Annotated in this window: 19 protein-coding genes; 11 read left to right on the top strand and 8 right to left on the bottom strand. The window is 73.0% G+C overall.

What is annotated here, in order from left to right; genetic code table 11:
- The 3 genes from GXP74_RS27930 to GXP74_RS27920 are packed head-to-tail and all read right to left on the bottom strand — an operon-like array spanning nucleotide 1 to nucleotide 3,214.
- Complete coding sequence (locus GXP74_RS27930; RefSeq protein ID WP_182454005.1) at nucleotides 1-1,257, bottom strand: nucleotide sugar dehydrogenase; 1,257 nt, start codon at nucleotides 1,255-1,257, stop codon at nucleotides 1-3.
- The gene (locus GXP74_RS27925; protein ID WP_182454004.1) at nucleotides 1,257-2,024 is read right to left on the bottom strand and encodes a WecB/TagA/CpsF family glycosyltransferase; all 768 of its coding nucleotides are present in this window, start codon (nucleotides 2,022-2,024) and stop codon (nucleotides 1,257-1,259) included. The genes GXP74_RS27930 and GXP74_RS27925 overlap by 1 nt, the downstream gene beginning before the upstream one ends.
- Nucleotides 2,021-3,214 (bottom strand): hypothetical protein, encoded by a 1,194-nt coding sequence (locus tag GXP74_RS27920; protein WP_182454003.1) that lies wholly within the window; start codon nucleotides 3,212-3,214, stop codon nucleotides 2,021-2,023. The genes GXP74_RS27925 and GXP74_RS27920 overlap by 4 nt, the downstream gene beginning before the upstream one ends.
- A 410-nt stretch (nucleotides 3,215-3,624) precedes the next feature.
- Between GXP74_RS27920 and GXP74_RS27915 the strand changes: the two genes are divergently transcribed.
- From GXP74_RS27915 to GXP74_RS27865, 11 genes are all read left to right on the top strand, one after another.
- Entirely contained in the window at nucleotides 3,625-4,224 is a 600-nt protein-coding gene (locus tag GXP74_RS27915) for an acyltransferase (protein WP_182454002.1), read from the top strand.
- A 194-nt stretch (nucleotides 4,225-4,418) separates the two neighbouring features.
- Nucleotides 4,419-6,221: a choice-of-anchor A family protein gene (locus GXP74_RS27910; protein WP_225448244.1), complete on the top strand. Its 1,803-nt coding sequence runs from the start codon at nucleotides 4,419-4,421 to the stop codon at nucleotides 6,219-6,221.
- A 1,149-nt stretch (nucleotides 6,222-7,370) separates the two neighbouring features.
- Nucleotides 7,371-8,834: a nitroreductase family protein gene (locus GXP74_RS27905; protein ID WP_182454000.1), complete on the top strand. Its 1,464-nt coding sequence runs from the start codon at nucleotides 7,371-7,373 to the stop codon at nucleotides 8,832-8,834.
- Nucleotides 8,831-10,381, top strand: coding sequence for a class I adenylate-forming enzyme family protein (locus GXP74_RS27900; RefSeq protein WP_182453999.1), 1,551 nt, complete (start codon nucleotides 8,831-8,833; stop codon nucleotides 10,379-10,381). Before GXP74_RS27905 ends, GXP74_RS27900 begins: the two co-directional genes overlap by 4 nt.
- Nucleotides 10,371-10,646 (top strand): hypothetical protein, encoded by a 276-nt coding sequence (locus tag GXP74_RS27895; protein ID WP_182453998.1) that lies wholly within the window; start codon nucleotides 10,371-10,373, stop codon nucleotides 10,644-10,646. Before GXP74_RS27900 ends, GXP74_RS27895 begins: the two co-directional genes overlap by 11 nt.
- A complete protein-coding gene (locus GXP74_RS27890; protein ID WP_182453997.1) occupies nucleotides 10,639-11,364 on the top strand; it encodes a dihydrodipicolinate reductase C-terminal domain-containing protein in 726 nt (241 codons plus the stop codon). The genes GXP74_RS27895 and GXP74_RS27890 overlap by 8 nt, the downstream gene beginning before the upstream one ends.
- A complete protein-coding gene (locus GXP74_RS27885) occupies nucleotides 11,361-12,143 on the top strand; it encodes a class II aldolase/adducin family protein (RefSeq protein ID WP_225448243.1) in 783 nt (260 codons plus the stop codon). The genes GXP74_RS27890 and GXP74_RS27885 overlap by 4 nt, the downstream gene beginning before the upstream one ends.
- A 55-nt stretch (nucleotides 12,144-12,198) precedes the next feature.
- The gene (locus tag GXP74_RS27880; RefSeq protein WP_182453996.1) at nucleotides 12,199-13,917 is read left to right on the top strand and encodes a condensation domain-containing protein; all 1,719 of its coding nucleotides are present in this window, start codon (nucleotides 12,199-12,201) and stop codon (nucleotides 13,915-13,917) included.
- Nucleotides 13,914-15,194 (top strand): MFS transporter, encoded by a 1,281-nt coding sequence (locus GXP74_RS27875; RefSeq protein WP_182453995.1) that lies wholly within the window; start codon nucleotides 13,914-13,916, stop codon nucleotides 15,192-15,194. Before GXP74_RS27880 ends, GXP74_RS27875 begins: the two co-directional genes overlap by 4 nt.
- A 2-nt stretch (nucleotides 15,195-15,196) precedes the next feature.
- Nucleotides 15,197-16,360 (top strand): acyl-CoA dehydrogenase family protein, encoded by a 1,164-nt coding sequence (locus tag GXP74_RS27870; RefSeq protein ID WP_182453994.1) that lies wholly within the window; start codon nucleotides 15,197-15,199, stop codon nucleotides 16,358-16,360.
- Between the two features lie 213 nt (nucleotides 16,361-16,573).
- Nucleotides 16,574-19,009 carry a lamin tail domain-containing protein gene (locus GXP74_RS27865; RefSeq protein ID WP_225448242.1) on the top strand — a complete coding sequence of 812 codons (2,436 nt, stop codon included), beginning with the start codon at nucleotides 16,574-16,576 and terminating at the stop codon, nucleotides 19,007-19,009.
- A 94-nt stretch (nucleotides 19,010-19,103) separates the two neighbouring features.
- On the opposite strand, the gene GXP74_RS27860 is transcribed toward GXP74_RS27865, so the two are convergent.
- The 5 genes from GXP74_RS27860 to GXP74_RS27840 form a co-directional block, all read right to left on the bottom strand.
- The gene (locus GXP74_RS27860) at nucleotides 19,104-20,528 is read right to left on the bottom strand and encodes a sugar porter family MFS transporter (RefSeq protein ID WP_370468466.1); all 1,425 of its coding nucleotides are present in this window, start codon (nucleotides 20,526-20,528) and stop codon (nucleotides 19,104-19,106) included.
- A 398-nt stretch (nucleotides 20,529-20,926) separates the two neighbouring features.
- Nucleotides 20,927-21,565: a response regulator transcription factor gene (locus GXP74_RS27855; protein WP_182453992.1), complete on the bottom strand. Its 639-nt coding sequence runs from the start codon at nucleotides 21,563-21,565 to the stop codon at nucleotides 20,927-20,929.
- Complete coding sequence (locus GXP74_RS41000; RefSeq protein WP_225448241.1) at nucleotides 21,562-22,929, bottom strand: sensor histidine kinase; 1,368 nt, start codon at nucleotides 22,927-22,929, stop codon at nucleotides 21,562-21,564. The genes GXP74_RS27855 and GXP74_RS41000 overlap by 4 nt, the downstream gene beginning before the upstream one ends.
- Nucleotides 22,930-22,966: 37 nt before the next feature.
- Nucleotides 22,967-23,740, bottom strand: coding sequence for an ABC transporter permease (locus GXP74_RS27845; protein ID WP_182453991.1), 774 nt, complete (start codon nucleotides 23,738-23,740; stop codon nucleotides 22,967-22,969).
- Nucleotides 23,741-23,749: 9 nt separating this feature from the next.
- On the bottom strand, nucleotides 23,750-24,664 hold the full coding sequence (locus GXP74_RS27840) for an ATP-binding cassette domain-containing protein (protein ID WP_370468465.1): 915 nt from the start codon (nucleotides 24,662-24,664) through the stop codon (nucleotides 23,750-23,752).
- Nucleotides 24,665-24,877: the final 213 nt, after the last annotated feature.

Here is a 24,877-nt window from a genome sequence, read left to right as displayed (position 1 = left end):
TCAGAGCACCTCCACCGTGGGCCCGGACAGCCGCCGTCGGCAGTCCAGCACGTACCGGGCGTGCTCCAGCACGCTGTCGTAGTCGAAGGAGTCGTGGTCGGTGAGCAGCACCACCGCGTCCGCCGCCGCCAGCTCCTCGGGGCAGGCCTCGACCCGTACCAGCCGGGCGTCCACCGCCATGTCCTCGACCACGTGCGGGTCCACCGCGCGGACCTCGGCGCCCATGTCCAGCAGCAGTTGGGCGACGCGCAGCGCGGGCGACTCCCGGGCGTCGCCGGTGTCCTTCTTGTAGGCCAGGCCGAGCAGCAGCACCCGCGAGCCGTTGACCGAGCGCCGCCGGACGTTGAACGCGTCGACCAGGCGCCGGGTCACGTACTCCGGCATGTGGTTGTTGATGTCGTTGGCCAGCTCGACGAAGCGGAAGTTCTGGCCCAGCTCGCGCTGTACCCGCCAGGACAGGTAGGAGGGGTCGATCGGCAGGCAGTGGCCGCCGACGCCGGGCCCGGGGGTGAACCGCATGAAGCCGAAGGGCTTGCTGGAGGCGGCGTCGATGGCCTGCCAGACGTCGATGCCCAGGTGCCGGGCGAACATCGCGACCTCGTTCACCAGTGCGATGTTGACGTGCCGGAAGGTGTTCTCCAGCAGCTTGGCCAGCTCCGCCTCCATCGGCGAGTCCACCGGGACGGTGGTGTCGACCAGTCCGTCGTAGAAGCCGCGCACGGCGGCCAGCGAGGCCGGGTTCACCCCGGAGACGACCTTGGGCGTCTGCTGGAACCCCCAGACGGTGTTGCCCGGGTCGATCCGCTCCGGGCTGTAGCCGAGGTGGAAGTCGGTTCCGGCGGCCAGCCCCGAGCCGGTCTCCAGCAGCGGTCCGAACAGCTCCTGGGTGGTCCCCGGGTAGGTGGTCGACTCCAGCACCACGGTCGCCCCCGGCCGCAGGTAGCGGGCCAGGGTGCGGGCCGACTCCTCGATGTAGCTGAGGTCCGGCACGCCCTCGCGCAGCGGGGTCGGCACGGTGACCACGGCGATGTCGAAGCCGCCGCAGTCCCGGGCCTGGTCGGTCGGCCGGTAGCTGCCAGCGGCCAGCGCGGCCCGGATCCGCTCGGCCGAGACGTCCTCCACGTAGGACTCGCCGCCGGCCAGGCTCTTCACCCGGCGGGTGTTGACGTCGTAGCCGATCACCTCGTGCCCGACCTCGGCGGCCCGGATTGCCAGCGGCAGTCCCACATAGCCCTGCCCGACGATGACGACGCGCATCAGTGGCTCCTCCGGTTCGCCGAGTACAACGGGGTGGGGCGGACCAGCTCCCTGACGGTCATCAGCAGGAAGCGGGTGTTGGTGGTGAGGTAGCGCCGCCCCAGGCGGCGCGGCTCCTGGAGCGCGCGGTAGAGCCACTCCGCGCCCAGCCGCTGCCACACCTCCGGGGCCCTGCGGGTGACCCCGGCCAGGATGTCGAAGGAACCGCCGACGCCGTGCACCACCCGCACGCCGCTGCGCGGCCCGTATCCCGCGGTGAACAGCTCCTTCTTGGGCGAGGTCATCCCGAGGAACAGCAACTGCGCGCCGCTGTCGGCGATCGCGTCGGCGACCGCGCCCTGCTCGGCGTCCTCGAAGTAGCCGTTGCGGCTCCCGGCCACCTTCAACTCCGGGAAGCGTGAGGAGATCTGTTGGAGCATCAGGTCCAGCACCGGTTGCCGGGCGCCCAGCAGGTAGACCGAGAGCCCGGACTTCTCGGCCGCCGCCAGCAGCCGCAGGAACAGGTCGATACCGGCCACCCGCTCCGGCAGCGGGGCGCGCAGCAGCCTAGCGGCCCAGACCACGGCCTGCCCGTCGGCGAGCACCAGGTCGCAGCCCGACACGGCCCCGGCCAGCCGCGGGTCGCGCCGCATGTTGACCAGCTTGGCGGCGTTCACCACCCCGATCTCCAGCTGCTCGCCCTCGCGTACCGCGGTGAGGCAGCGGTCCACGGTCTGGTCCATGGTCAACGCGTCGAGTTCGAAACCGAACAGGGTCTGCCGGGTCATCCGCGCGTCCCCCCGAGCCAGGCGTGCAGCAGCCAGCCGAACTCGTAGGGGCGGCACTCCCGGTCCACCGAGGCCGGGGTGAAGACCCGGTCCAGGGTCGCGATCCGCAGGCCGGGGACCGCGCGGGTGGCCAGTCCCCGGGCGCCGCGCACGGCCTTGCGGGGATCGCCGCGGTAGACCTTGCGCCAGGTGACCCCGAGCCCGTCCAGCACCATCGGCTCGGCCGCGTCGGCCGCCGCGAGCTCCGGCACCTCGGTCATCCAGCGCAGTCCGCGCCGGATCGCCGCGCCGAAGTCGGCGCCGCCGGCGTCGGTGAGGTCGAACAGCGCGGTCGGCGCCATCGCGTGCTGGTGCACGCTGTAGACCGGGTAGCCCTCGACCACCGTGCCCCGGCGCGCGTCGTAGTGCCACCACCACTGCCCGCCGTCGCCCTGCAGCTCGCAGATCCGCGCCGCGCAGGCGTCGGCCGCGGCCAGCGCCTCCGGGTCGCCGTCGCCGCCCCCGGCGGCGGTGGCGGCGTGGGCGCGGGCCAGCGCCTGGATCGGGTAGGTCTGGTCGGCGAAGCAGCTCACGTGCGACCGGTACCAGGGCACCAGGCCCGGCCCGGTGGCGTGCGGGAAGAGCGGGGAGTCGCCGATCCGGGAGCGCAGCAGCGGCTCCCTGGCGGCGGTCAGGCGTTTCCGCAGGTCCGGGGCGCCGTCGGTGGCGGTGTGGGCGGCGGCGAGGGCGGACAGCACCCAGGCTGCCTCGACCGTGTACCGGGGGCCGTCGGCCCGCTCCAGTACGGCCAGTCGCGCCAGCGCGTCGGAGAGCTCGGGGTGGGCGGTCTCGGCGGCGCTCCAGGTGATCAGCGCCGCGTCACCGAGGTTCCGCACCTCCGGTAAGCGCTGTACCAGCAGGCCGGTGAACTCCTCGGCGGTGTGCCCGCCGAGGACGGCCCGCTGCCGTTCCTCCGGCAGGAACCTGGCCCCCAGCGCGGTGATGGCCGCGTAGCGGGTGCTGGTCCCGCGCCGCTCCAACTGCCAGGAGCCGTCGGCGGCGGGCGACCCGGCCATGGTGAAGGCGAAGGTGTCCGCCTCCGGCCGGTACATCGCCGGTAAGCCGTTCTCGGCGAGTAACAGCAGCCGTTCGGCGAGTGCGTGCAGTGGCAGGTCCTCTCGGGCGAGGGCCTGCAATCGTGTGGTGGTCATCAAACCTTCACCGAAGTTGTGGGCGTGACGGAGCCTGACACGTGCTTGCTGGATGTGAGCATGGAGGACGCGCAGGCAGAACGGGTCCGGGCACAGGGTCGGTCTCCCCTCCGACCCCGCGGACCAGGCCACCACCAGGTACGACCCCCCTGATGTGACCGCATGTCACTTGTCGCTCTGTGCGTTCAGCGTGGAGCGTACAGGTACACGATAAGTCGGAAGATGGCCGTGGATCGACGCTTTGGCGAAACCCCCGACGCTGTGCGGGGTTTCGGCCGGATCGCCCACCGGAATCCGGACAGCTGTCCGATACGGGACAACGGGACTGCGGTAAACCGCTTCTGATGGACCACCAGCACCTAGGATCGGCCTTCGCCGTCCGCACACCCCCAGTCGAGGAGTCCGACGCCGTGAGCACAGTGATCCAGTCCACCGCCCAGGTCGACCCGACCGCGCGGGTGGGCGACGGCAGCGCCGTCTGGGAGTTGGCGCAGATCCGGGAGGAGGCGGTGCTGGGCCGGGGCTGCGTGGTGGGCCGGGGCGCCTACGTCGGACCGGGCGTGCGCATCGGCGACAACGTGAAGCTGCAGAACTACGCGCTGGTCTACGAACCGGCGGAGCTCGGCGACGGGGTCTTCGTCGGCCCGGCCGCGGTGCTCACCAACGACTACTACCCGCGCGCGGTCGACCCCGCCGGTCGGCTCAAGCGCGGCGGCGACTGGCAGCCGGTGGCGGTCCGGGTCGCCGAGGGGGCCTCGCTCGGCGCCAGGTCCGTGTGCGTGGCACCGGTCTCGGTCGGCCGCTGGGCCCTGGTCGCGGCCGGGGCCGTGGTCACCCGGGACGTCCCCGACTTCGCGCTGGTGGCGGGGGTCCCGGCGCGCAGGATCGGCTGGGTCGGTCGCGCAGGAGTACGACTGGTCGAACGTCAGGGCGAGCCCGGCGTCTGGGAGTGCCCGGAGACCGGGGCGCTGCACGACGAGAAGGAGGGCGAACTGACCGAACGGCCCTGACCGAACGGCCCTGACCGAACGAGCCCGACCGTGCGGGCCTGTGCCGCGCGGGCCTGTGCCATGCGGGTGGACCAGCATGCTAATAGGATGAAATTGCCGCCCGAGGGTCTCTGATCGCCCCGATCCCGGGAATCTCCAGCGTTCCATTGTTCTCACGCTGTGAGAGGACCGAGGTGAAATCCAGTCAGTACCCTGTGACCAGCGCCGCCTTCTGGAGACGACGGTTCAGCTCCGCCCTGGCCCTGACGCTGGTCCCGTTCGGCCTGTCGCTCGTCGCACCGTCGGCCGCGTCCGCGGCCGGACTCCCCGGAGGCCTGGGGCCCTGCCTCGGCGCCGAGTGTCCGGCGACCTTCCCACCGGTCAACAACGGTCCCTTCGCGGGCCGCGACGCCGGTGTCAACATCTTCGTCGGCGGCGACTTCGACGTCCGGGGCTCCGCCGCGGAGGCCGAGGGCCATGTGGTGACCCTCGGGAACTTCGACCAGGACAAGGCCGTCGGGGTGAGCGCCGCCTACAACATCGGGATCGCGGGCGTCGGCTCCCGGGTCCCGCCGCCGGACGGAGCGGACTTCCTCACCGCCGGAGGCAATGTCACCGTGGCCGCCGGGCAGCGGCTGCTCGCCGACGACGGCGTGGTCCGCTACGCCGGAACGGCCTCCGGCACCATCATCGGCACACCGGTCCAGGACAGCCAGGCGGTCGCCGGGTACTCCCCGCTGCGGGGCCAGTTGCAGGCGGCCAGCGCGTGCTACGCCGGGATCGGCGCGCCCCGCCCCGCCACCGGAACGGCGGTCAACGACGGATACCAGACCCTGTTCACCGGTGACGGCGTCTCCGCGCTCCAGGTCTTCAACGTCGACTTCGACCTCACCTCGTCCAGCGGTGGAGCGCAGGGCGTCGCCTTCGCGGACATCCCGGCGAACGCCACGGTGCTGGTCAACCTGGTCGGCGGCGCCCGCACCATCAGCACCTTCAGCGGCGACCTCAGCGACAGCGCCCCGTGGAACAAGCTGCGCGAGCGGCTGCTGTGGAACGTCCCCACCGCGACCTCCCTCACGCTCACCGGCACCGGGCAGTTCCAGGGAAGCGTGCTGGTCGGCAACCCGGGCAGCTCCGCGATCGTCAACATGCCCGGTGTGAACGGCAGGTTCTTCACCACCGGATCGCTGACGCACACCTCGGGCGGCTCGGGCGGCACCGGCACCGAGTTCCACGCCTACCCCTTCAACGGCGACCTCCCGGACTGCGGCACCCCGCCGACGCCCACCGCGTCGACCACCGTGACCAAGGTCGACGCCGACACCGGGCAGCCGCTGGCGGGCGCGACCTTCCAGCTGTGGCGGGAGTCGAACGGCGTCCCGGGCCTCCAGGCCACCGGCGGCAACCCGGACACCCGGGTCGGCGCCCCCTGCGCCACCCCGGCCACCGGCGTCTGCGCGGAGGGCGACCTTCCGCTGGGGACGTACTACTGGCAGGAGACCGCCGCGCCTCCCGGCTACGACCTGCCCGACCCCGCGGTCAGCCAGGTGGTCCTGGCGAGCGACGGGCAGAACGCCCGGGTCACCGTCGGGGACACCAGGACCGCGGTCCACACGACCGCCTCGACCAGCGTGCAGAAGGTGGACTCGGCCACCGGCGAGCCGCTGGCCGGTGCCGTCTTCCAGCTCTGGCGCGAGACCAACGGCGTCGACGGCCTGCAGACCACCGGAGCCAACCCCGACACCGAGGTCGGCGCCCCCTGCACCACCCCGGCCGACGGGATCTGCTCCGCCGACGGGCTCCCCTTCGGCAGCTACTACTGGCGGGAGGTCTCCGCGCCCGCCGGCTACGACCTGCCGGACCCGGCGGTGACCGCCGTCGAGCTCGACCGGGGCAGCCCGTGCGTGGCGATCACGGTCAAGGAGACCAAGGAGTGCCCGCCCACGCCCTGCCCGCCGAAACCGTGCCCGCCCAAACCCTGCCCGCCCAAGCCGCGCGGCCACACCGGGAAGCGCTGACGCGGGTCGGGGCTGGAGACTTCACTCCAGCCCCGACCGGGGTGATAAATCCTGCGGGACCGACGGGGCGGGTCGTTCTCCTGCCCGTGCGACACGCACATCGCGCTGAGGCCGTTCGCCCCGCTCTCCAGCAGGACGACCACGTGCGTCCCCGGGGCGTTGCCGAAGACCACGAGGTCGCCCGGCCGGGCCTAGTGGATCTCAACCTGCGTGGTTGCGCTCATCGCGGTACTCCTGTTCTTCGCCAGGCCGTGACGCCGGGCGGGGACCGTCGCGCAGACGACGATGGCCGCGCCCGGTCCCGGACACCAGGTCGTCGCCTGACGTCCGGCCTGACGTCCTGGACGTCAGGCCGGCCGGATCGCGGTCGTCTGAACCCGCGCACAGCACGGCTGTTCCCGGCCATTGACGCGGCGCCAGGAGCGGGTTCGGGACGCCCTTCGGCGGTGAAGTCCGGCGAACTGGACGGGAGTTGGCGGCGCTGTCGGCGAGCGGGTGTCAACTGTGGGGTGGGAAACGAAAAGGGAGTGCGGTGGAGCCCCAGGGGATGCGGTGGAATACCTGCCGAGAACGCACCCCGGGGGAATGGGGGGACGTATTCGGTGACGCCGGTACCGCCCCGGGGCCGGGCGCGGCGGGCAGCAGTTCGCCCCCGGCGGTCCGGGCCGGACGCGGGGGAGGTGTCCCGGTTCGGCGGTGCGCGGCCGGGCCGTGCCCGATTCGGCCGCCCGACCCGATGGCGTGCGAACTTCCGCTTTCCGGTGGGGCGATCCGACAGTGCCGGAACAGAGCGAACGGGGGCGGCGCTGATTTCTTCCGGTAAACCAGGATGACGGTACGTCAGATACCGTTGCCGGATAGGTCTGGTGACGATCCGTCGTCCGGGCGGGGCCGGGGGTGGGCGAACGATCGGCTGGATCGCAGGGGTCCCGGCCTGCGGCGACCCAGAAGGCCTAGACCAATATCCGGATCTCCCCTAGCCTGCTCAGCGTCCGCGTAAGAGTTCCTTGTACGGCCCTGCTCATGGAACCGTTCCTCTCCGGTTGACTCAGGAAAGGCTCACGTGATGCACGCCAGACTCCTACCCCACTTACTCGTCCACGCTTCCCCGCGCCGCTCACGGCGCTCCGGGGAATGGACGGCACTGATATGACATCGACGTACCAACGCCCGCTTGAGGCGGCGACCCTGCTCACCGGCCGCAGTCACGGCCCCGAGCACCGGTACGGCAGATCCGGCCCCGCGTTCTGGGACGGTCTGACGCTTTCCTCGGCGGCCACGCCGCAACCGCTCGCGGCCGCCCGGTCGGCCGGGCTCATCCAGGCGGAGCACCTGCTCGAAACCGCCTGCCTGGGCTCGCGCAACGGCGACTTCGCGGCCCCCTCGGCCGGTGCGATCCAACCCTACGAGTGCTATGCCGTGGTCGACGACGACGCGGCGCCCGCCGTCTACGCGCTGGACCCGGTCCGCCGGTCCGGGCGGCTGCTGCACCGGGGGAGCGAGGTGGCCGAGGCCCTGGCCCGCTCGCACGGACCGGTCCCGGAAAGCGGGTTCCTGCTGCTGGTCGCGGCCCGGCCGTGGCTGTCCATGCGCAAGTACGGGGACCGGGGCTTCCTCTACACCCAGCTGGACAGCGGCCACCTGGCGACCCACCTGCTGCTCGCGGCCGGGGACCAGGCCGAGCGGGCCGAACTGCTGGTCGGACCGCCGTCCGCGCCGCTGTCCGAACCGTTGGACCAGCTGCTGCGGCTCGCCGCGCGCTGCCGCCAACTGGTCTCGGTGCTCCGGGTCTCCGGCCTGCGGCCGGGCGCCCCGGCCCGGACCCACACCGGCTGGAGCTACCAGGACGACCGCTCCGCCGTACCGACCGGCGACCCCGTCGCCTGGCTGGAGGAGGCCTGCTGGGACTCGATCCCGGCCGGCGGCGCCGACGCCCACACCGACGGCGCACCCGGCGGCCGACCGCTCCCGGCGGCCGGACTGCTGACCGGCTCCTCGGCGCTGCTCCCGCACGCGCCGCTGGTGGGCGGCACGGACAACCGGGCGCTGGCCGCCCGGCGCCGATCGGCCAAGGGCTTCCGGCCGGGGCCGATCCCCCTCGACCAACTCACCTGGGCCCTGGGCGGGATGCGCACCGCGCTGCCGGTCGACCTGCCCGCCGACCCACGTTTCTCGGCCACCCTGGTCGCCCGCGACGTGGACGGGTTGCCGACCGGAGCGTACGACCTGACCGCACCCGACGCGCCGCCGAGGCCCGGCGCGGTCGACCCGGACGAACTGGTCGCGGCCTGCATGGGACAGCAGCAGCTCCGGGACGCGGCGGCGCTGGTGCTGTTCCACGCCCCCCGCCGCAGCCTGCACTCCGGGGGCCGTCGGCACCCGGTCGGTCCGCTCTTCCGGGCCGGAGCCCTCGGCCACCTGCTCTACCTCGGCGCCACCCGGGCCGGACTGGCCGTCACCGCCATCGGCGGTTTCGACTCCGCCCGCTGGGCCGAACTGGCCGGGCTCCCGACGGAACAGGACGTGCTGTACATCCTGCTGCTGGGCACCGCCGACGGCAGCACGGCCAAGCTCGACCGGATGCAGACCGCCTACGCCCAGGACGAGAAGTGACCACTTCCCCCGACCGGACGCAGCAGCAGTCCGGCGACCACCGGCCCGACACCGACCCCCGATCGCTCGACCAGGCCCTACGGGCGGCGTTCCAGCAGTACGGCGACCGCCTCGCCGTGTCCGACCCCGACGCCGCGCTCAGCTACCGGGAACTCGACCAGCGCGCCGGGCGGCTCGCCGCCGGGCTGCCGGAACCCGTCACCGGGGACCGGCTGCGGGTGGGCATCACCCTCGGCAACTCGGCCCACTTCGTCCTCGCCTACCTGGCGGTACTGCGGGCCGGAGCGGTGCCGTTCCTGCTCGACGCCGCCACCGGACCGGCCGCGCTGGCCGCCGTCGTCCACGAGTGCGGCCTGGACCTGCTGCTCCAGGACCCGGAGGCGGCACCGCCGCCGGACAGCCGGGCGGCGGCCCCGTGGCCCGGCGCCGGTACGGCGCTGCCGACCGGTCCGCGCCGACGCCCGGCGCTGCGCGCGGACACCGCCGTCTGCCGGTTCACCTCCGGCTCCACCGGGACCCCCAAGTGCATCGAGTTCAGCGCGGCGGCGGTGCTCCGCGCCGCCGCCAACTGGACCCGGGGGACCGGGCTCACCGGGCAGGACCGGATCCTGTCCCTCGCCTCCCCGGCCAACGGCCTGGCCTTCAACACCGCCCTCAACCCGCTGCTGCTGGCCGGTGCGGAACTGCACCTGGACCGGGGCCTGCCCACGGCCGGGCGCGCCGCCCGGGCGCTGCAACGCACCCGGCCCACCCGGCTGGTGGCGTTCCCCGCGCTCTACGAGTCCTTCGTCCGCCGCCCGGTCGACCAGGACGCGTTCAGCAGCCTGCGGATGGCGGTCTCCTCGGCCGCCCCGCTGCGCTCCGACACCCGGCGGTCGTTCGCCGAGCTGTCCGGGGTCCCGCTGATCGACTACTACGGGGCCGCCGAGACCGGCCCGCTCACCTTCGCCGGAGCCGACCAGGAGTCCGGCCTGGGCCTGCCGCTGCCCGGGGTCGAGATCCGGGCCGGGCAGCACGCCGGGGCGCCCGCCCCGATCGAGGTCCGCAGCGAGTCCATGGGCAGCGGCTACCTCAACGTCCCCGGCGCGTTCGCCGAGCGGATCACCCCGGACGGCTACTACCGGACCGGCGACGCCGGGTACCTCGGACCCACCGGCCTGCACCTGACCGGCCGCACCGACCGGGTGGTCAACGTCGGCGGCCGGAAGGTCGACGCCAACGCGGTGGAGGCGGCCCTGGACGGGCTGGCCGGGGTCCGCGACGCGGTGGTGCTCGAAGTCCCCGACCGGCACGGCGCCGGAGCCGTGGCCGCGGTGTTCGAAGCCGACGCCCCGGTCGTGCTCGCCGACGTGCACGCCCATGTCGCCGACCGGCTGTCCGCCTACCAGACCCCCACCCTGATCCGGACCCTGCCGCGGCTGCCGCGCGGCAGCACCGGCAAGGTCCGCACCGCCCAGCTCGCCGCACTCTTCGCACCGACCCCCGTCGACCCCACCCCTGCGGGCGCCCCGCAGGAGCACTCAGGAGGCCCCCGCGATGACCGCTGACCCGAGCACCGACACCGATCTCGCCCGGATCCGCCGACTGGTGGTGGAATCCGCCGAGGGCGGCCTGACCGAGGCGGTGCTGGCCGCCGCCGGGGGCTCACTCCAGGCCGTCAACTACTCCTCGCTGTCCTACATCCGGATGATCGACGCGATCGAGAACGACTTCGGCGTCTACCTCGACCCGGAGGCCGACATCGCCAGCTTCGCGACCGTCGACGGCATCGCCGGCCTGGTCGCCGCCCAGCTCGCCGAGACCCGTGGGTGAGCCCGGGCACCCGGGGGCTCCGCTCACCGTCGGCGTCGTCGGCCTCGGCCGACTCGGCGCCGCGGTCGCGGCGGCCTGCGCCCGGAACGGCCTGCCGGTCCGACTGACCGCGACCCGGACCGGCGGCTGGTCGGCCCACGCGGTGCCCGCCGTCCTGGTCGACGCCAGCGGCCACGACGGAGCCGGAGCGGCCATCGACTACGCCGAACGGCACCGGCTGCCGCTGGTGGAGTGCGTCTCCGACCTGGACGACGTCCAACAGGCCGCGCTGGACCGGCTGGCGCGGCGGGTACCGGTGGTCCGGGCGGTCAACCTCACCGTCGGCAACTACCTGCAGACCCGCCTGATCAGCCGCCTCGCGGCACTGGACGCCGGACTGGCGAAGGCCGGACTCTCCGGCCAGGCGGGCCTGCTGGACCGGCATCCGACCAGCAAGGCGCACCGGCCGAGCGCGACCGTGACCGCGCTCGCCGGGACCTGGGAGCAGCACTCCGGACAACCGGCGGCGGACGTCGCCTCGCTGCGCGCGGGCCCGGCGGTCAGCGACCACGACCTGCTCTGGTCCCGGGGCGGCGAGTCACTGCTGCTCCGGCACGCGGTCACCAGCCTGGACGCCTGCGCGGCCGGGGTGCTCGCGGCCGTCCGCTGGGCCGGACGGGCGGCGCCGGGCCGCTACTCCATGCACCAGGTGTTCGACTCGATTCTGGAGGGACCGTGACCAGCCCCGTGACCAGCCCCGCCGCTCGCCCCGCCACCGTCCTGACCGGCCCCGCCGTCCCCGCCCCGCTGCGCCGTCTGGCCGCGCAGATCGCGGTCGGCGCCCGGATGCTGTCGCTGGACGGCCACGACGACTTCAACCAGGGCCAGATCTCCGCCCGGATGCCCGGCTCGGCGACCTTCTACATCAAGAACGCGCTCTGCGGCTTCGACGAGGCCACCCCGGACCAGGTCGTCGCGGCCTCCACCGACCCCGACGCCCCGGTCGACCCGCTGGCCCCGCCGGAACTCCCGCTGCACCAGGCGATCTACCGGGCCCGGCCGGACGTCAACGGCATCGTCCACAGCCACGCCCCGCACACCCTGGTCTTCGGCGCGACCGACCTGGCGGTGCGCCCGGTCTCGCACGAGGGGGCGTACTTCCAGGACCGGCTGGCGGTGTTCACCGCGACCAGCAACACCGTCCTGGACCAGGCGACCGGGGAGGCGATCGCCGACAGCCTCGGGGACGCCAACGGCGTGCTGCTGCGCAACCACGGCGGCGTGGTGGTCGGCCGCAGCGTCCGCCACGCGGCGGTCTTCGCCCAGGTACTGGAACGGGCCTGCCGACTGCAACTGCTCGCCGAGCAGTCCGGACTGCCCTACCACTCGTCGTCCGCCGAGGACGTCCAGCTGAAACGGGACTACATCTACGCCGACCTGTCCGTCCGCTCCTACTGGGACTACGCGGTGCGGCGAGTGGCCCGGTCCTCGCCCGAGGCCCGGGACTGGCCGGTGTGACCGGCCCGGACCGCACCGCCGACCCGACCGCCGCGCGCCCCCAGGGAGGCCGACCATGACATCGACCAGCCAGATCACCCGGAGCTACCGGGCCGGACGGCCCAGAACCGGCCCGCTGACCATGGGCCAGGCCAATATGATCCGCTGCATCCTGCGGGACGAACCCGAGGAGATCAACAACCACCTGGTCTGGACGGTGCCGTCGGGCGCGACCCTGGAGCGGGTCGCGGCGGCCTTCGGCGCCCTGGCCGAACGCCACGAGTCGCTGCGCACCCGCTACCCGCACACTCCCGGCAGCGCGCCGACGGTCCAGCGGGTGCAGCCGGACGGCAGCATCGAGCTCGCGGTCGTCGAGACGGCTGACGGCGAGGATCCGGGGGCGCTCGCCGCCCGGCTCGCGCTGGCCCGGCGCGCCCCCCGGTTCGACCTGGCCACCGAGTTCCCGCTGCGGATCACGGTGGTGACCCGGGCCGGACTGCCGGTCCGGATCGCGCTGGTCACCTGCCACGCCGCCGTCGACGCCACCGCGCTGCACCTGCTCGGCCAGGAGTTCCAGGCGCTGCTGCGCGGCGAGGAACTGCCGCCGCCGCCCAGCCACGCGCCGATCGACATCGCCGCGTTCGAACGCACCCCGGCCGGGATCCGCCGGTCCGAGTCCTCACTGCGGCACTGGCGGCGGATCGTCTCCGAGAAACCGCAGGCCGCCTTCGCCGAGGACCGCACCGCGCCCACGGACCGGATGCTGCCGCAGCTGTGGATCCGCTCCCGGCAGGCCGCCAAGGACCTCGCCCGCGCCGCCGAACGCACCGGTATGTCGCCGACCACCGTGCTGGTGGCGGCCTGGTGCGGCCTGGTCGCGCACCGCACCGCGCAGCGCAGCTGCGTCAGCGCGATCCTCTCCTCCAACCGCTTCCTACCCCAACTCACGGACTACATAGGCACCGTGGCCCAAGACGCGCTGCTCGCCCTGGACACCGACACGGAGACCTTCGACGACCTGCTGCTGCGGGCCAAGGGCAGCCTGCTCGGCGCCTACCGCAACAGCTGGTTCGACGCGATCGAACTGTGGGACGCCATCGGCGAGGTCGAGCACCGGCGCGGCACCCGGTTCACCCGCGACGTCGTCTTCAACGACCTCAGCGCCCTGTCGTTGACCGCGCGGCAGTGGGCCGACCCGACCGCCGAACCGGCGCTCGAATGGGAGCCCGCGCAGGCCGTCCCGGTCCGGATCATGCTCTGGTGCCATGCCTTCGGGGAGACCCTGGACCTGTCGCTGCGGGTGGACCCGCAACTGCTGGACCGGACCGAGGCCGAGGGGTTCGCGGTCGGCCTGCTGGCGCTGCTCCGGGCCGCCGCCGAGGGCCCCGTGCCGATGCGCTCGCTGGCCGCGGTCACCGGCGTCCGGGCGGCCGTTCGCGGCCCGGACTGGTCACTGGTGGACGGCAGTTGGATCCACCGGCCGACGGTCACCGGGCTGCTCCAGGAGGCCCTCGGACTGCCGGTCCGGCTGCGCGTCGAGGAGCACCCCGACCACGGCGCCACCCTGGCCGCCGACATCGCCGTCGGCCCGGCCGACCGCCCCCTCACCCCGGCACAGGCGCACCGGGCGGTACTGGCCGCGCTGGTGGACCGGCCCACGGCGATGGCCCCCGGCCACTACACCGTCCACGCGGTCGACGCGGTCGATCACCCCGGCACCGCGGACGGCCCCGACTGGTCGCGGACGACGGTCCTGGCGCAGGGCGAAGGCCGCGACCCGGAGGCCGGGCGTTGACCGCCGGACCCGGCGCCGCCGCGGCGACCGTCGCGCCCACCGCCGCCCCCGAACCCGGCCCCTGGCGGTCCACCCGGTTCCGGCTGTTCTTCGCCGCGCGGAGCGTCTCGCTGCTGGGCGACGGCATGCTGATGGTCGCGCTCACCACCGCCGTCCTGGCCACCGGCTACGGAGCCAGCGGGGTCGGCTGGACCCTCGCCGCCTGGATGGGCCCGACCGCGCTGCTGGTGCTGTTCGGCGGGGTGCTCGCCGACCGGTTCACCCCGATCCGGCTGATGGTCGGCGCGGACCTGGTCCGCTGCGGGACCCAGTCGACGGTGGCGGTGCTGCTGCTCACCGGCCGCCCGGCGCTGTGGCAGATCATGGTGCTGATGGCGGCGAGCGGCGTGGCCACCGCCTTCTTCCAGCCGGGCATAGCCGGGGTCGTGCCGAAACTGACCCCGGCCGTGCAGCAGGCCAACGCGGTGCTGCGGATCTCCGAGGCGCTGTCGACGCTGCTCGGCCCCGCCCTGGCCGGTGCCCTGGTCGCCTTCCTCGGCCCGGGCGAGGTCTTCGCCGCCGACGCCGCCAGCTACCTCGCCAGCGCCTGCTGCCTGTTCGGCCTGCGCGGCATGCGGTTCGACCGGCCCAGCCGGAGGGACGCGCTCTGGCGCGGCCTGGGCCGGGGCTGGCAGGAGTTCCGCAGCCGCCGCTGGCTGTGGTCGGTGATCGCGGTGTGGGCGGTCTACGGGCTGTGCGTGTTCGGCCCGGCGATGCCGCTGAGCGCGGCCCTGATCACCCAGTCCCACGGCTCGCGCGGCTACGGGCTGGTGGCCTCCGCCTTCGGGGCCGGGACCATCCTCGGCGGACTGCTGGGGCTGCGGCTGCGGCCCCGGCGTCCGCTGCTGCTGGGCGGGACCGCCATGTTCGCCTTCGCGCTCTACCCGCTGGCGCCGGGCCTCGGCTGGCCGCTGCCCGCGATCATGGCGGCGCAGGCGGTGGCCGGTACCGGCTTCGCGCTGTGGGGGGTGATGTGGTCCACCTCGCTGCAGACCAGGATCCCCTCGGCGGCGCTCAGCCGGGTCTCCGCCTACGACATCGCCGGATCGATCACCGTCATCCCGATCGGCCGCGCCCTGGCCGGACCCGTCGCCGACCAGGTCGGCGAGTCGCGGATGCTCGTCGTCAGCTCGGTCATCGCGGTGATCACCATCGCGGTCATGATCGCCATCCCCGACGTCAGGAACCTCACCGCGGTGCGGCCCGAGCCGGCCCCGACGTCCGACCCCGAGGAGTGACCATGGCAACCCCCCGGTCAACGGCGGCCCCGCGCGCCTCGGACCCCGACGAACTGCGGGCGCTGTTCGAGCTGGTCGACCGGATCGCCGACAGGGAACTCGCGCCGCGTGCCGCCGAGCACGAGGCCCGGGGCGAGTTCCCGCGCGAACAACTCCGGCTGCTGGGGAGGGCGGGCCTGCTCGGCCTGCCCTACCCGGTGGAGTACGGCGGCGGCGGGCAGCCGTTCGAGGTCTACGTGCAGGTACTGGAGCGGATCGCCCGCCGCTGGCTGGTCCCGGCCCAGGCGATCAACGTGCACACCCTGTCCTGCCTGCCGCTCGCGGCCTTCGGCTCGGAACAGCAGCGGGCCGACTGGCTGCCGGGCTTCCTCGGCGGCGAACTGCTCGGCGCCAACTGCATGTCCGAACCCGAGGTCGGCTCCGACCTCTCGGCGATCGGCACCACCGCCGTCCGCGACCCGGCCGGGGACGACGGCTACACCGTCACCGGCACCAAGTCCTGGGTCAGCCACGCCGGGATCGCCGACTACTACAACATCTACTGCCGGACCGGGGGCCCGGGCCCGCGCGGGATCTCGGTGCTGCTCGCGGACGCCCGGACGCCGGGGATCCGGCCGCAGCGCAAGGAACGCAAGATGGGCGCCCGCTCCTCGCCGACCGCCCAGGTGGTGCTGGACGCGGTCCAGGTCCCGGCGGAGCGGCTGATCGGCCGCCCCGGACGCGGCTTCCTGATCGCCCTGGACGTGTTCGACGTCGGCCGGATGTCCATCGCCGCCTGCGCGGTCGGCCTGGCCCAGGCCGCCCTGGACTACGCGGTGCGGTACGCCAAGAGCCGGCACCAGTTCGGCCAGCCGGTCTTCGAGTTCCAGGGCGTCTCGTTCCCGCTGGCCGACACCGCCACCCGGATCGCCGCCTCCCGGGCCCTGGTCCGCGACGCGGCCAGGACCAAGGACCAGGGCGGACGCTGCTCCACCGCCGCCGCCCAGGCCAAGCTGTTCGCCACCGAGACCGCCATGCAGGCGACGCTGGACGCGGTCCAGGTGCTCGGCGCCTACGGCTACGTCGAGGACCACCCGGTCGAGCGCTGGATGCGGGAGGCGAAACTCCTCCAGATCATCGAGGGCACCAACCAGATCCAACGGGTGGCCATCAGCCGTTCGCTCTAGCCGACCACGCGGAGCCGGCCGACCGGCTCCGATGCCACCCGCGTAGACCGCCTCCCACCTGCGAGGACATCTGGCCGAAGAAAAACAGTGGGAGCAGTCTTCCCGTTCGTCATGGCTGGTTCACCGCAATGGCCCATCCTGGCCCCTGACAGTCGCTCAGAACCTCGGTGCCTCCACCCGACCCCCGGGTGGAGGGTTAGGTCTAGGAGGACCGTGTCCAGATCCCGTTCCCGGCTGCTGACCGCCACGCTCGCGGTGGGCGGCCTGGTCGCCGCCGTCGCCCTCGCGCCCTCGGCGGGGGCCGCGCCGTCCCCGGACGTGGTGATCAGCCAGGTCTACGGCGGCGGTGGCAACTCCGGTGCCACGCTGAAGAACGACTTCATCGAACTGCGCAACGACGGTACCGCCCCGGTGGACCTGAGCAGTTGGTCGGTGCAGTACCTCTCGGCGGCTCCGGGGGCGAGCACGACCTGGCAGACGACGGCCCTCACCGGCTCCATCGCGCCCGGCGGCTACTACCTGGTGCAGGAGGCCGCGGGCGCGGCCGGTACCGCGGACCTGCCGACGCCGGACGCCACCGGCGCGATCAACCTGAGCGGCACCTCGGGCACGGTCGCCCTGGTGACCACGCAGACGCCGCTGAGCTGCAAGACCGCCGCGGACTGCGCGGCCGACAGCACCATCGGGGACCTGGTCGGCTACGGCACGGCGGTGGTCCACCAGGGCAGCGCGGACGCGCCGCTGCTCAGCAACACCACGGCCGACATCCGCGACGCCGTCGGCACCGACACCGGGCAGAACGGCGCGGACTTCACCGCCGTCGCGCCCGACCCGCGCGACTCCGCCTCGGGATCCGGCACGCCCACGCCGACCCCCAGCGCGACGCCGACACCGGGCAGCGTCCGGATCCACGACATCCAGGGCACCAGCTGGGTCTCGCCGCTGAACGGACAGACCGTCAGCGACGTGCCCGGCGTGGTCACCGCCGTCCGCACCAGCGGCAGCAAGGGCTTCTGGATCCAGGACCCGGACCCCGACGCCGACCCGGCCACCAGCGAGGGCGTCTTCGTCTACACCGCCTCGGCCCCCACGGTCTCGGTCGGCGACTCGGTCCTGGTCTCCGCCAAGGTGCAGCAGTACTACCCGCTGGCCAGCGGCGACACCACGGCGACCACCTCCAACCTCAGCGTCACCGAGCTGACCGGCCCGACCGTGGTCACCCTCAGCAGCGGCAACCCGCTGCCCGCGCCGATCGTGCTCAGCGCCGCGAACGTGCCCGCCACCTACGCCCCCGACCTGGGCGGCGGCAACATCGAGAGCACGCCGATCACCCCGAGCCGCTCGGTGCTCGACTTCTACGAGTCGATCGAGGGCATGCGGGTCGAGGTCGACAACGCCCGGGTGGTCGGCCCGTCCGACTCCTACGGCGAGCAGTACGTCACGGTGAAGCCCACCGAGGACACCACCTACCGCGGCGGCAGCGAACTGCTCGCGGAGAACGCCACCCCCTCCGGACGGCTGGAGGTCGTCGCCGACGACGGCGGCAACCCGGAGGTGAGCGTCGGCGACGAGTTCACCGGGGCCACCGTCGGCACCGTCGACTACTCCCAGTACGGCGGCTTCGTGCTCGCGGCCTCCAGCCTGGGCACCGTGCAGCGGGCCGGCCTGGCCCCGGTCGTGGCCACCGCCGCCAAGCCGCGGGACCTCTCGATCGCCACCTACAACGTGGAGAACCTGGCCCCGACCGACCCGGCCACCAAGTTCTCCGCGCTGGCCAAGGGCATCGTGGTCAACCTCGCCGAGCCGGACATCATCGCGCTGGAGGAGATCCAGGACAACTCCGGCGCGACCGACGACGGCACCGTCGCCGCCGACCAGACGATCGGCAAGCTGACCTCGGCGATCACCGCCGCCGGCGGACCGCAGTACAGCTACCGCGAGATCGACCCGGTCAACGACCAGGACGGCGGCCAGCCCGGCGGCAACATCCGGGTGGTCTTCCTGTTCGACCCGTCCCGGGTCTCCTTCGTGGACCGCGGCCCGGCGGGCGTCGACCGCGGCACCACCGGTACCGCGGTGACCAAGGTCGACGGACAGCCGCAGCTGACCCTCTCGCCCGGCCGGATCGACCCGCAGAACCCGGTCTGGGAGGCCAGCCGCAAGCCGCTGGTGGGCGAGTTCGAGTTCCAGGGCAAGCCGGTCTTCGTGATCGCCAACCACTTCGTCGCCAAGCTCGGCGACCAGAACCAGGACGGACGCTTCCAGTACCCGGAGCAGTCCTCGCAGGTGCAGCGCTCCGGGCAGGCGCAGGTGGTGCACGACTTCGTGCAGCAGATCCTGGCCGTCAAGAAGAACGCGGACGTGGTCGTCGTCGGCGACCTGAACGACTACCAGTTCAGCCCGGCGCTGATGTCGCTGACCACCGGCACCGCGGACGGCAGCGGCCCGGCGCTGCTCACCGACCTGATCACCAAGCTGCCCGTGGACGAGCAGTACACCTACGACTACGACGGCGTGTCCGAGGTGCTGGACCACATCCTGGTGAGCCGGGGCGTGACCGGGACGGTCTACCAGGTCGTGCACATGAACTCGGAGTACGCGAACCAGACCAGCGACCACGACCCGCAGGAGGTCCAGTTCCGCCCGTGAGGACGCGCACGTCCTGAGCGGCACCCGGCCCGACTGCGGCGGCCCGGCGGACGGGAGAACCCCGTCCGCCGGGCCGCCGTCGCGCGGCCGGGGTTCAGCCGACGTTGTCCTCCAGGCGGGTGCCCTTGGTCTCCTTCACGCACTTGAGCACGAAGGGGATCGAGAGCGCCGCGAAGACCGTGTAGATGGCGTAGGTCGTGGTGAGGTTCCAGGCGGCGAGGCTGGGGAAGCTCGCGGTGATGGCCCAGTTGGCGATCCAGTTGGCGGCGGCGCCGACGCCCAGGGCCGCGGCGCGCAGCCGGTTCGGGAACATCTCGCCGAGCATGACCCAGACCACGACGCCCCAGGACATGGCGAAGAAGAACACGAAGACGTGGGCGGCGATCAGCGCCACCATGCCCTGCGCGTGCGGCAGCGTGGTGCCGGTCTTGGCGGCGAAGGCCCAGGCCTCGAAGCCCAGGGCCACGGTCATGCCGCAGGAGCCGATCAGGATCAGCGCCCGGCGTCCGATGCGGTCCACCATGATCATCGCGACCACGGTGCCGATGATGTTCACGATGGAGGTGGTGAACGAGTACAGGAAGGACGAGCTCGGGTCGATGCCGACCGACTGCCACAGCGTGTTGGAGTAGTAGAAGGCGACGTTGATGCCGACCAGCTGCTGGAAGACGGCCAGGCCGATGCCGACCCAGACGATGGGCTTGAAACCGACGCGCCCGCCGAACAGGTCCTTGAACGTGGACTTCTGCTCCGAGTGCATGCCCGCCTGGATCTCGGCGACCCTGGCGTCCAGGTCGGGCACGGAGGGCTCGACCTCGGCGATGACGGCCTTGGCCCGCTCGATCCGTCCGGCCGAGATCAGGAACCGCGGGGACTCGGGGATGACGAAGGAGAGCAGCCCGTAGATCATCGCCGGGATCACCATCACGCCGAGCATGACCTGCCAGGCCTCCAGCCCGAGCAGGTGGCCCCGGTCCTTGCCGCCCGCGGCGTTGAGGATGCCCCAGTTGACGAGTTGGGAGAGGGCGATGCCGATGACGATCGCGGCCTGCTGGAAGGAGGCGAGCCGGCCGCGGTAGGCGGGCGGCGCGACCTCGGCGATGTAGGCCGGGCCGATGACCGAGGCCATGCCGATGCCGAAGCCGCCGAGGACCCGCCACAGGGCGAGGTCCCACACGGCGAAGGAGAGTGCCGAGCCGACGGCGCTGATGGTGAACAGGACGGCGGCGATCTGCATGACCCGGATCCGGCCGATCCGGTCGGCTATCCGGCCCGCGGTGGCCGCGCCGATGGCGCAGCCGATCAGCGCGATCGCCACGACCTGGGCGAGTTCGGCCGATCCGATGCCGTACTTGCTCTGGATCGCGCCGGTGGCTCCGTTGATCACGGAGCTGTCGTAGCCGAAGAGGAAGCCGCCCATGGCCGCGGCGGCGGTGATGAAGATGACGTGTGCGAGGCCGTCGCCCGAGCTCGATGCTTGGGGCGACGATGCGGACACGGAGTTGGCTGTGCTGGTCACGACGACTCTCCCGGTGTCCGGCGTCCATACCGGACCTGAATGCTATGGGCAACTTTGGAAGGATATGCCTTCAAGTTCTGAGGTCAAAAAGCGGGTATGGCCGGAGTGTCGCGTACATTTCACGCCATTACGTGAACGACTCCGGCTGGCCGGTATGGACGGGTGGTGCTCAGGCTTCGTCTCTCCTGGACGGTCCGGATCAAACCGCGCCGTCCGCTGGTATGAATATGACGATGAACAGTCATCATGTGCCGTCCGGCTCACGAGGCCGACGACGTCGCGGGGCAGTGGTACAGCCGCTACCTGGCGGCGAAGAACGGCTACCTCACCGCCGACGTCGCGGCACGGCGCTGACCGGCCCGCCGCCGGGTCGGCGGGCTCAGGGCAGTGGGTGACGGTCAGTTCCGCCCGAGGAGTCCGCGCTCGTAGGCCGCGGCCACGGCCGCCGCGCGGTCGCGGACTCCGAGCTTGGTGTAGAGGTGCGTCAGGTGGGTCTTGATGGTGGCCTCGCTGACGTGCAGTTCGCGGGCGACGGCCTGGTTGGTGGCGCCGGCGGCGACCAGCCGGAGCACGTCCAGTTCGCGGGGGCTCAGGGTGCCCGGTTCGCGCACCCCGAGGCGTCCCATCAGGGTTCCGGCGACGGAGGGGGAGAGCACCGGCTGCCCGGCGTGGGCCGCCCGTACCGCCCGGATCAGCTCCTCCCGCGGGGCGTCCTTGAGCAGGTAGCCGGTGGCCCCGGCCTCGATGGCGGGCAGCACGTCGCGGTCGGCGTCGAAGGTGGTCAGCACCAGGATCCTGGCCGGATGGTTCAGTTCGCGCAGCCGCAGGATGGCCTCCACCCCGCCGGTGCCGGGCATCCGCAGGTCCATCAGGACCACGTCGACGCGGATGTCGGTGCGCTGGGCCTGCCGGACCGCCTCCGCGCCGTCCCCCGCCTCGCCGACGACCTCGAATCCGGCGTCACCGGCGAAGACCCCGCGCAGGCCGTCGCGCATGACCGGGTGGTCGTCCACGATCAGCAGTCGGATCGGGCTCATCGGGTCGCTCCGGTCGGCTCGGTGCGCACCGGGGTCCGCACGGGAAAGGGGGAGGGGGAGGGGGAGGCCGCCGGGGCTGCCCGGAGCGGCACCGCGGCGTTGACGATGGTGCCGTCGCCGGGGGCGGACTCCAGGTTCAGCGTCCCGGAGAACCGCGCGAGTCGGCGGCGCATCCCGGCGAGGCCGAAGCCGCCGCCGTTGCCGCCGGTACCGGCACCGGCGGCGGGGGTGAAGCCGACGCCGTCGTCGGCGACGTCGAGCAGCAGCGTGTCGTCGAGATAGGTGAGGGTCAGGTGCACCTTCGACGCCCGGGCGTGCTTGCCGATGTTCGACAGCGCCTCCTGGGCCACCCGGAACAGCGCCGCCTCCAGGTCGGGACCGGCCGGGACGGGCAGCCCGGTGGTCTCCACCTCGGCCGGTACCGCCGAGTGCTCGGACCAGCCGCGGGCGAGCGCGCCGATGGCCTCCGGCAGCGTCGCCTGCTCCAACTGCTCCGGCCGCAGGGCCCGCACCGAGCGGCGGGCCTCGGTGAGGTTGGACCGGGCCAGGCCGGCGGCGAGGTCGAGGTGGCGGCTCCACTCCGCCTCGTCGTGGCGCGCCTGCCGGGCCGCTTCCAGCTGCGCGACGATGCCGGTCAGCCCCTGGGCGAGGGTGTCGTGGATCTCGCCCGCCAGCCGCTGGCGCTCCTCCACGATGCCCGCCTCCTTCGCCTGGACCATGAGTTGGGCGTGCAGTCCGGCGTTCTCGGCCATCGAGGCCTGCAACCGGCGGTTGGCCTCGCCCAGTTGTTCGACCATCCGGCCCCGCTCGGTGTTCTGGGTCATCACCCGGTTGGTGAGGCCCACCATCAGCAGCACCATGGTCAGGTTGAAGCCCGCCATCAGCAGGAAGACCAGGGTGTGCGTGTTCCAGGCGTCCGGGTAGCCGCCGGTCTGCGAGCCCGCCAGGACCACGGCGATCAGGGCGAATCCGGCCCGGCGGCGACCGGGCGGCAGTTCGTCGGCGAAGAAGTAGCCGCTGATCGCGAACACCCCGTACCAGGGGTTCGCCCAGACGAGTACCCCGGCCAGCGCCGCGTGCACGCCGAAGACCAGGGTGCGGACGGCCGTCCGCACGCCGGTGACCGGGTAGCGGCTCAGCCCCAGCGACCAGGCGGCGGCCAGCACGATCACGGTCGTCCCCGTCCGGCCGCCGACCGCGGCGGACCAGGGGTGCGCACTGCCCGGTCCCGCGAGCACGGCCAGCAGCGTGGCCACGGCCAGGATCGGCAGCAGCAGCAGTCGTGCCATCCGGTCGGATCGGGACTGCCACGAATCGGGCGCGGCGTCCGCGTTCACTCCGTGCTGCCCCACGGCGGCTTCCATCGGTGCTCCCCCTGTCGATCCGCTCCCGGCCCCGGCGCTACTCCCAGCGGAACAGCCGCGCCGCCGCCGCACCACAGACGATCGCATATCCTGCCAGGACCAGCAGCGCGGCGGCCGGCGGCCAGTGCCCGTCGGTGCACGCCTGGAGCGCCCGCACCCCGGCCCCCAGCGGACTGTAGTCGCTGATGGTGCGCAGTACCGAGTCCATGCTGGCCCTGGGGATCCACAGCCCGGCGAAGAACATCAGCGGGAAGAAGGTGGCCAGGCCGATCGCGTTGGCGATCTTCTCGTTCGGCGCGACGGCGGTGATCAGCATGCCGATGCCCATGGTGGCGGCGGCGACCAGCAGCAGCGAGAGCACGAACCCGGCGAACTGGTGCGGTGCCCGCGCGCCGAAGGCGGTCCCGATCACCAGGATGACGGCGTCGACGACGACGCCGAGCCCCAGGTAGATCAGTGCCTGCGCGCCGAGCAGGCGACCGGGCGGCACCGGGGTGGTGGACAGCCGTCGCAGCACGCCGCGCTCCCGGTAGCCGGTGAGCACGGCGGGGAGCATGTTCACCGCCGCCATCAGGAAGACGTACATCATCAGGATCGGGATGTAGACCTCCAGCGGACTCTGGCCGCCGAAGGAGCGGCTGGGGTGCCGGGTGCCGGGCACGATGCCGAGCACGACCACGGCGACGACCGGCAGCAGCGCGGTCCACAGCACCGATCCGGCCGAGCGGAGGAAGAGCAGGCCCTCGGTCCGCGCCAGCAGCCAGAACGGGCTGCCGCGGCGGGCGGGCGCGGGAAGTACGGCGGTGGTCATCGGGTCCCCTCAGCTTTCCTGGTGTTCGGTGATGGCGAGGAACGCGTCGTCCAGGCTGGGCTGTTCGACCCGCAGCCGGTGCGCGATCACGCCCTGCCGGGCGAGGTGGGCGACGACGGCGCCCAGGGCGTCACCGCCCCCGATGACCAGCACCTCCTCACCGCGCCGACTCACCGACTCGACCTCGGGCAGGTCGCTGAGCAGCCCGTCGTCGACGGGGGCGGAGGGCGTGAACCGGATCCGCTGCCGGACGTCCAGCCGCGCGGTCAGTTCGCCGGGGGTGCCCAGCGCGCTCACGCGTCCGCTGTCGATCACCGCCACCCGGTCGCAGAGCCGCTCGGCCTCCGCCATGAAGTGGGTGACCAGCAGGATCGTCACGCCGCGGTCGCGCACCGACTCGATCAGCTCCCAGGTGTCGCGCCGCGCGGCCGGGTCGAGGCCGGTGGTGAGCTCGTCGAGGATCGCCACCCGGGGGTTGCCGATCAGCGCCAGGGCGATCGAGAGCCGCTGCTGCTGCCCGCCGGACAGCTTGCCGAAGCGGGTCCCGACCTGCGGCCCGAGGCCCAGCACCTCCAGCAGTTCGCGCCAGTCGGCGGGGCGCTCGTAGAAGGAGCTGAACAGCCGCAGCGCCTCGCCCACCCGCAGGTTGGGCGGCAGTTCGCTGTGCTGGAGCTGCACGCCGAGGTCGGCGACGACCCCGGCGCGGTCCTTGACCGGGTCGAGCCCGAGCACCCGGATCCGACCGCCGTCGGCCTCGCGCAGCCCGCTGACGCACTCGACGGTGGTGGTCTTGCCGGCCCCGTTGGGTCCCAGGATGCCGAAGATCTCGCCCTCGTCGACGGAGAACGACACGTCGGCCACGACCGTCCGGTCCCCGTACCGCTTCTGCAGCCGCTCCACTTCGATGACCGGCACCGACGCCATTTCCCGACTCCCCGCCCGCTGTTCGCGGCTAGCGGCCGACGCCCTTCGCCGACCTGCCACGCCAGTATCGAATCGGCGGAGGGGGCGGCGGATCGCCCGACCGGCCAGACCCCGGCGGGCGTCCGGTGGAGGGTCGGCATCAACCGATCGGTTGATGCCGACCCTCCACCGGACAACGGCTTCCCGCCGCGGGCCCGGTCCGGCCGCTGGGGC

Source organism: Streptacidiphilus sp. P02-A3a (genome assembly GCF_014084105.1).
Classification (GTDB): Bacteria; Actinomycetota; Actinomycetes; order Streptomycetales; family Streptomycetaceae; genus Streptacidiphilus.
Note: the sequence above shows the minus strand (reverse complement) of the source record. Positions and strands in the feature narration are given on the sequence as shown.

What these genes read in the sequence shown, in the direction of transcription:
- GXP74_RS27930 (WP_182454005.1), bottom strand. Translation starts at nt 1,257, where the DNA reads ATGCGCGTCGTCATCGTCGGGCAGGGCTATGTGGGACTGCCGCTGGCA.
- GXP74_RS27925 (WP_182454004.1), bottom strand. Translation starts at nt 2,024, where the DNA reads ATGACCCGGCAGACCCTGTTCGGTTTCGAACTCGACGCGTTGACCATG.
- GXP74_RS27920 (WP_182454003.1), bottom strand. Translation starts at nt 3,214, where the DNA reads ATGACCACCACACGATTGCAGGCCCTCGCCCGAGAGGACCTGCCACTG.
- GXP74_RS27905 (WP_182454000.1), top strand. Translation starts at nt 7,371, where the DNA reads ATGACATCGACGTACCAACGCCCGCTTGAGGCGGCGACCCTGCTCACC.
- GXP74_RS27895 (WP_182453998.1), top strand. Translation starts at nt 10,371, where the DNA reads ATGACCGCTGACCCGAGCACCGACACCGATCTCGCCCGGATCCGCCGA.
- GXP74_RS27880 (WP_182453996.1), top strand. Translation starts at nt 12,199, where the DNA reads ATGACATCGACCAGCCAGATCACCCGGAGCTACCGGGCCGGACGGCCC.
- GXP74_RS27870 (WP_182453994.1), top strand. Translation starts at nt 15,197, where the DNA reads ATGGCAACCCCCCGGTCAACGGCGGCCCCGCGCGCCTCGGACCCCGAC.
- GXP74_RS27855 (WP_182453992.1), bottom strand. Translation starts at nt 21,565, where the DNA reads ATGAGCCCGATCCGACTGCTGATCGTGGACGACCACCCGGTCATGCGC.
- GXP74_RS41000 (WP_225448241.1), bottom strand. Translation starts at nt 22,929, where the DNA reads ATGGAAGCCGCCGTGGGGCAGCACGGAGTGAACGCGGACGCCGCGCCC.
- GXP74_RS27845 (WP_182453991.1), bottom strand. Translation starts at nt 23,740, where the DNA reads ATGACCACCGCCGTACTTCCCGCGCCCGCCCGCCGCGGCAGCCCGTTC.
- GXP74_RS27840 (WP_370468465.1), bottom strand. Translation starts at nt 24,664, where the DNA reads ATGGCGTCGGTGCCGGTCATCGAAGTGGAGCGGCTGCAGAAGCGGTAC.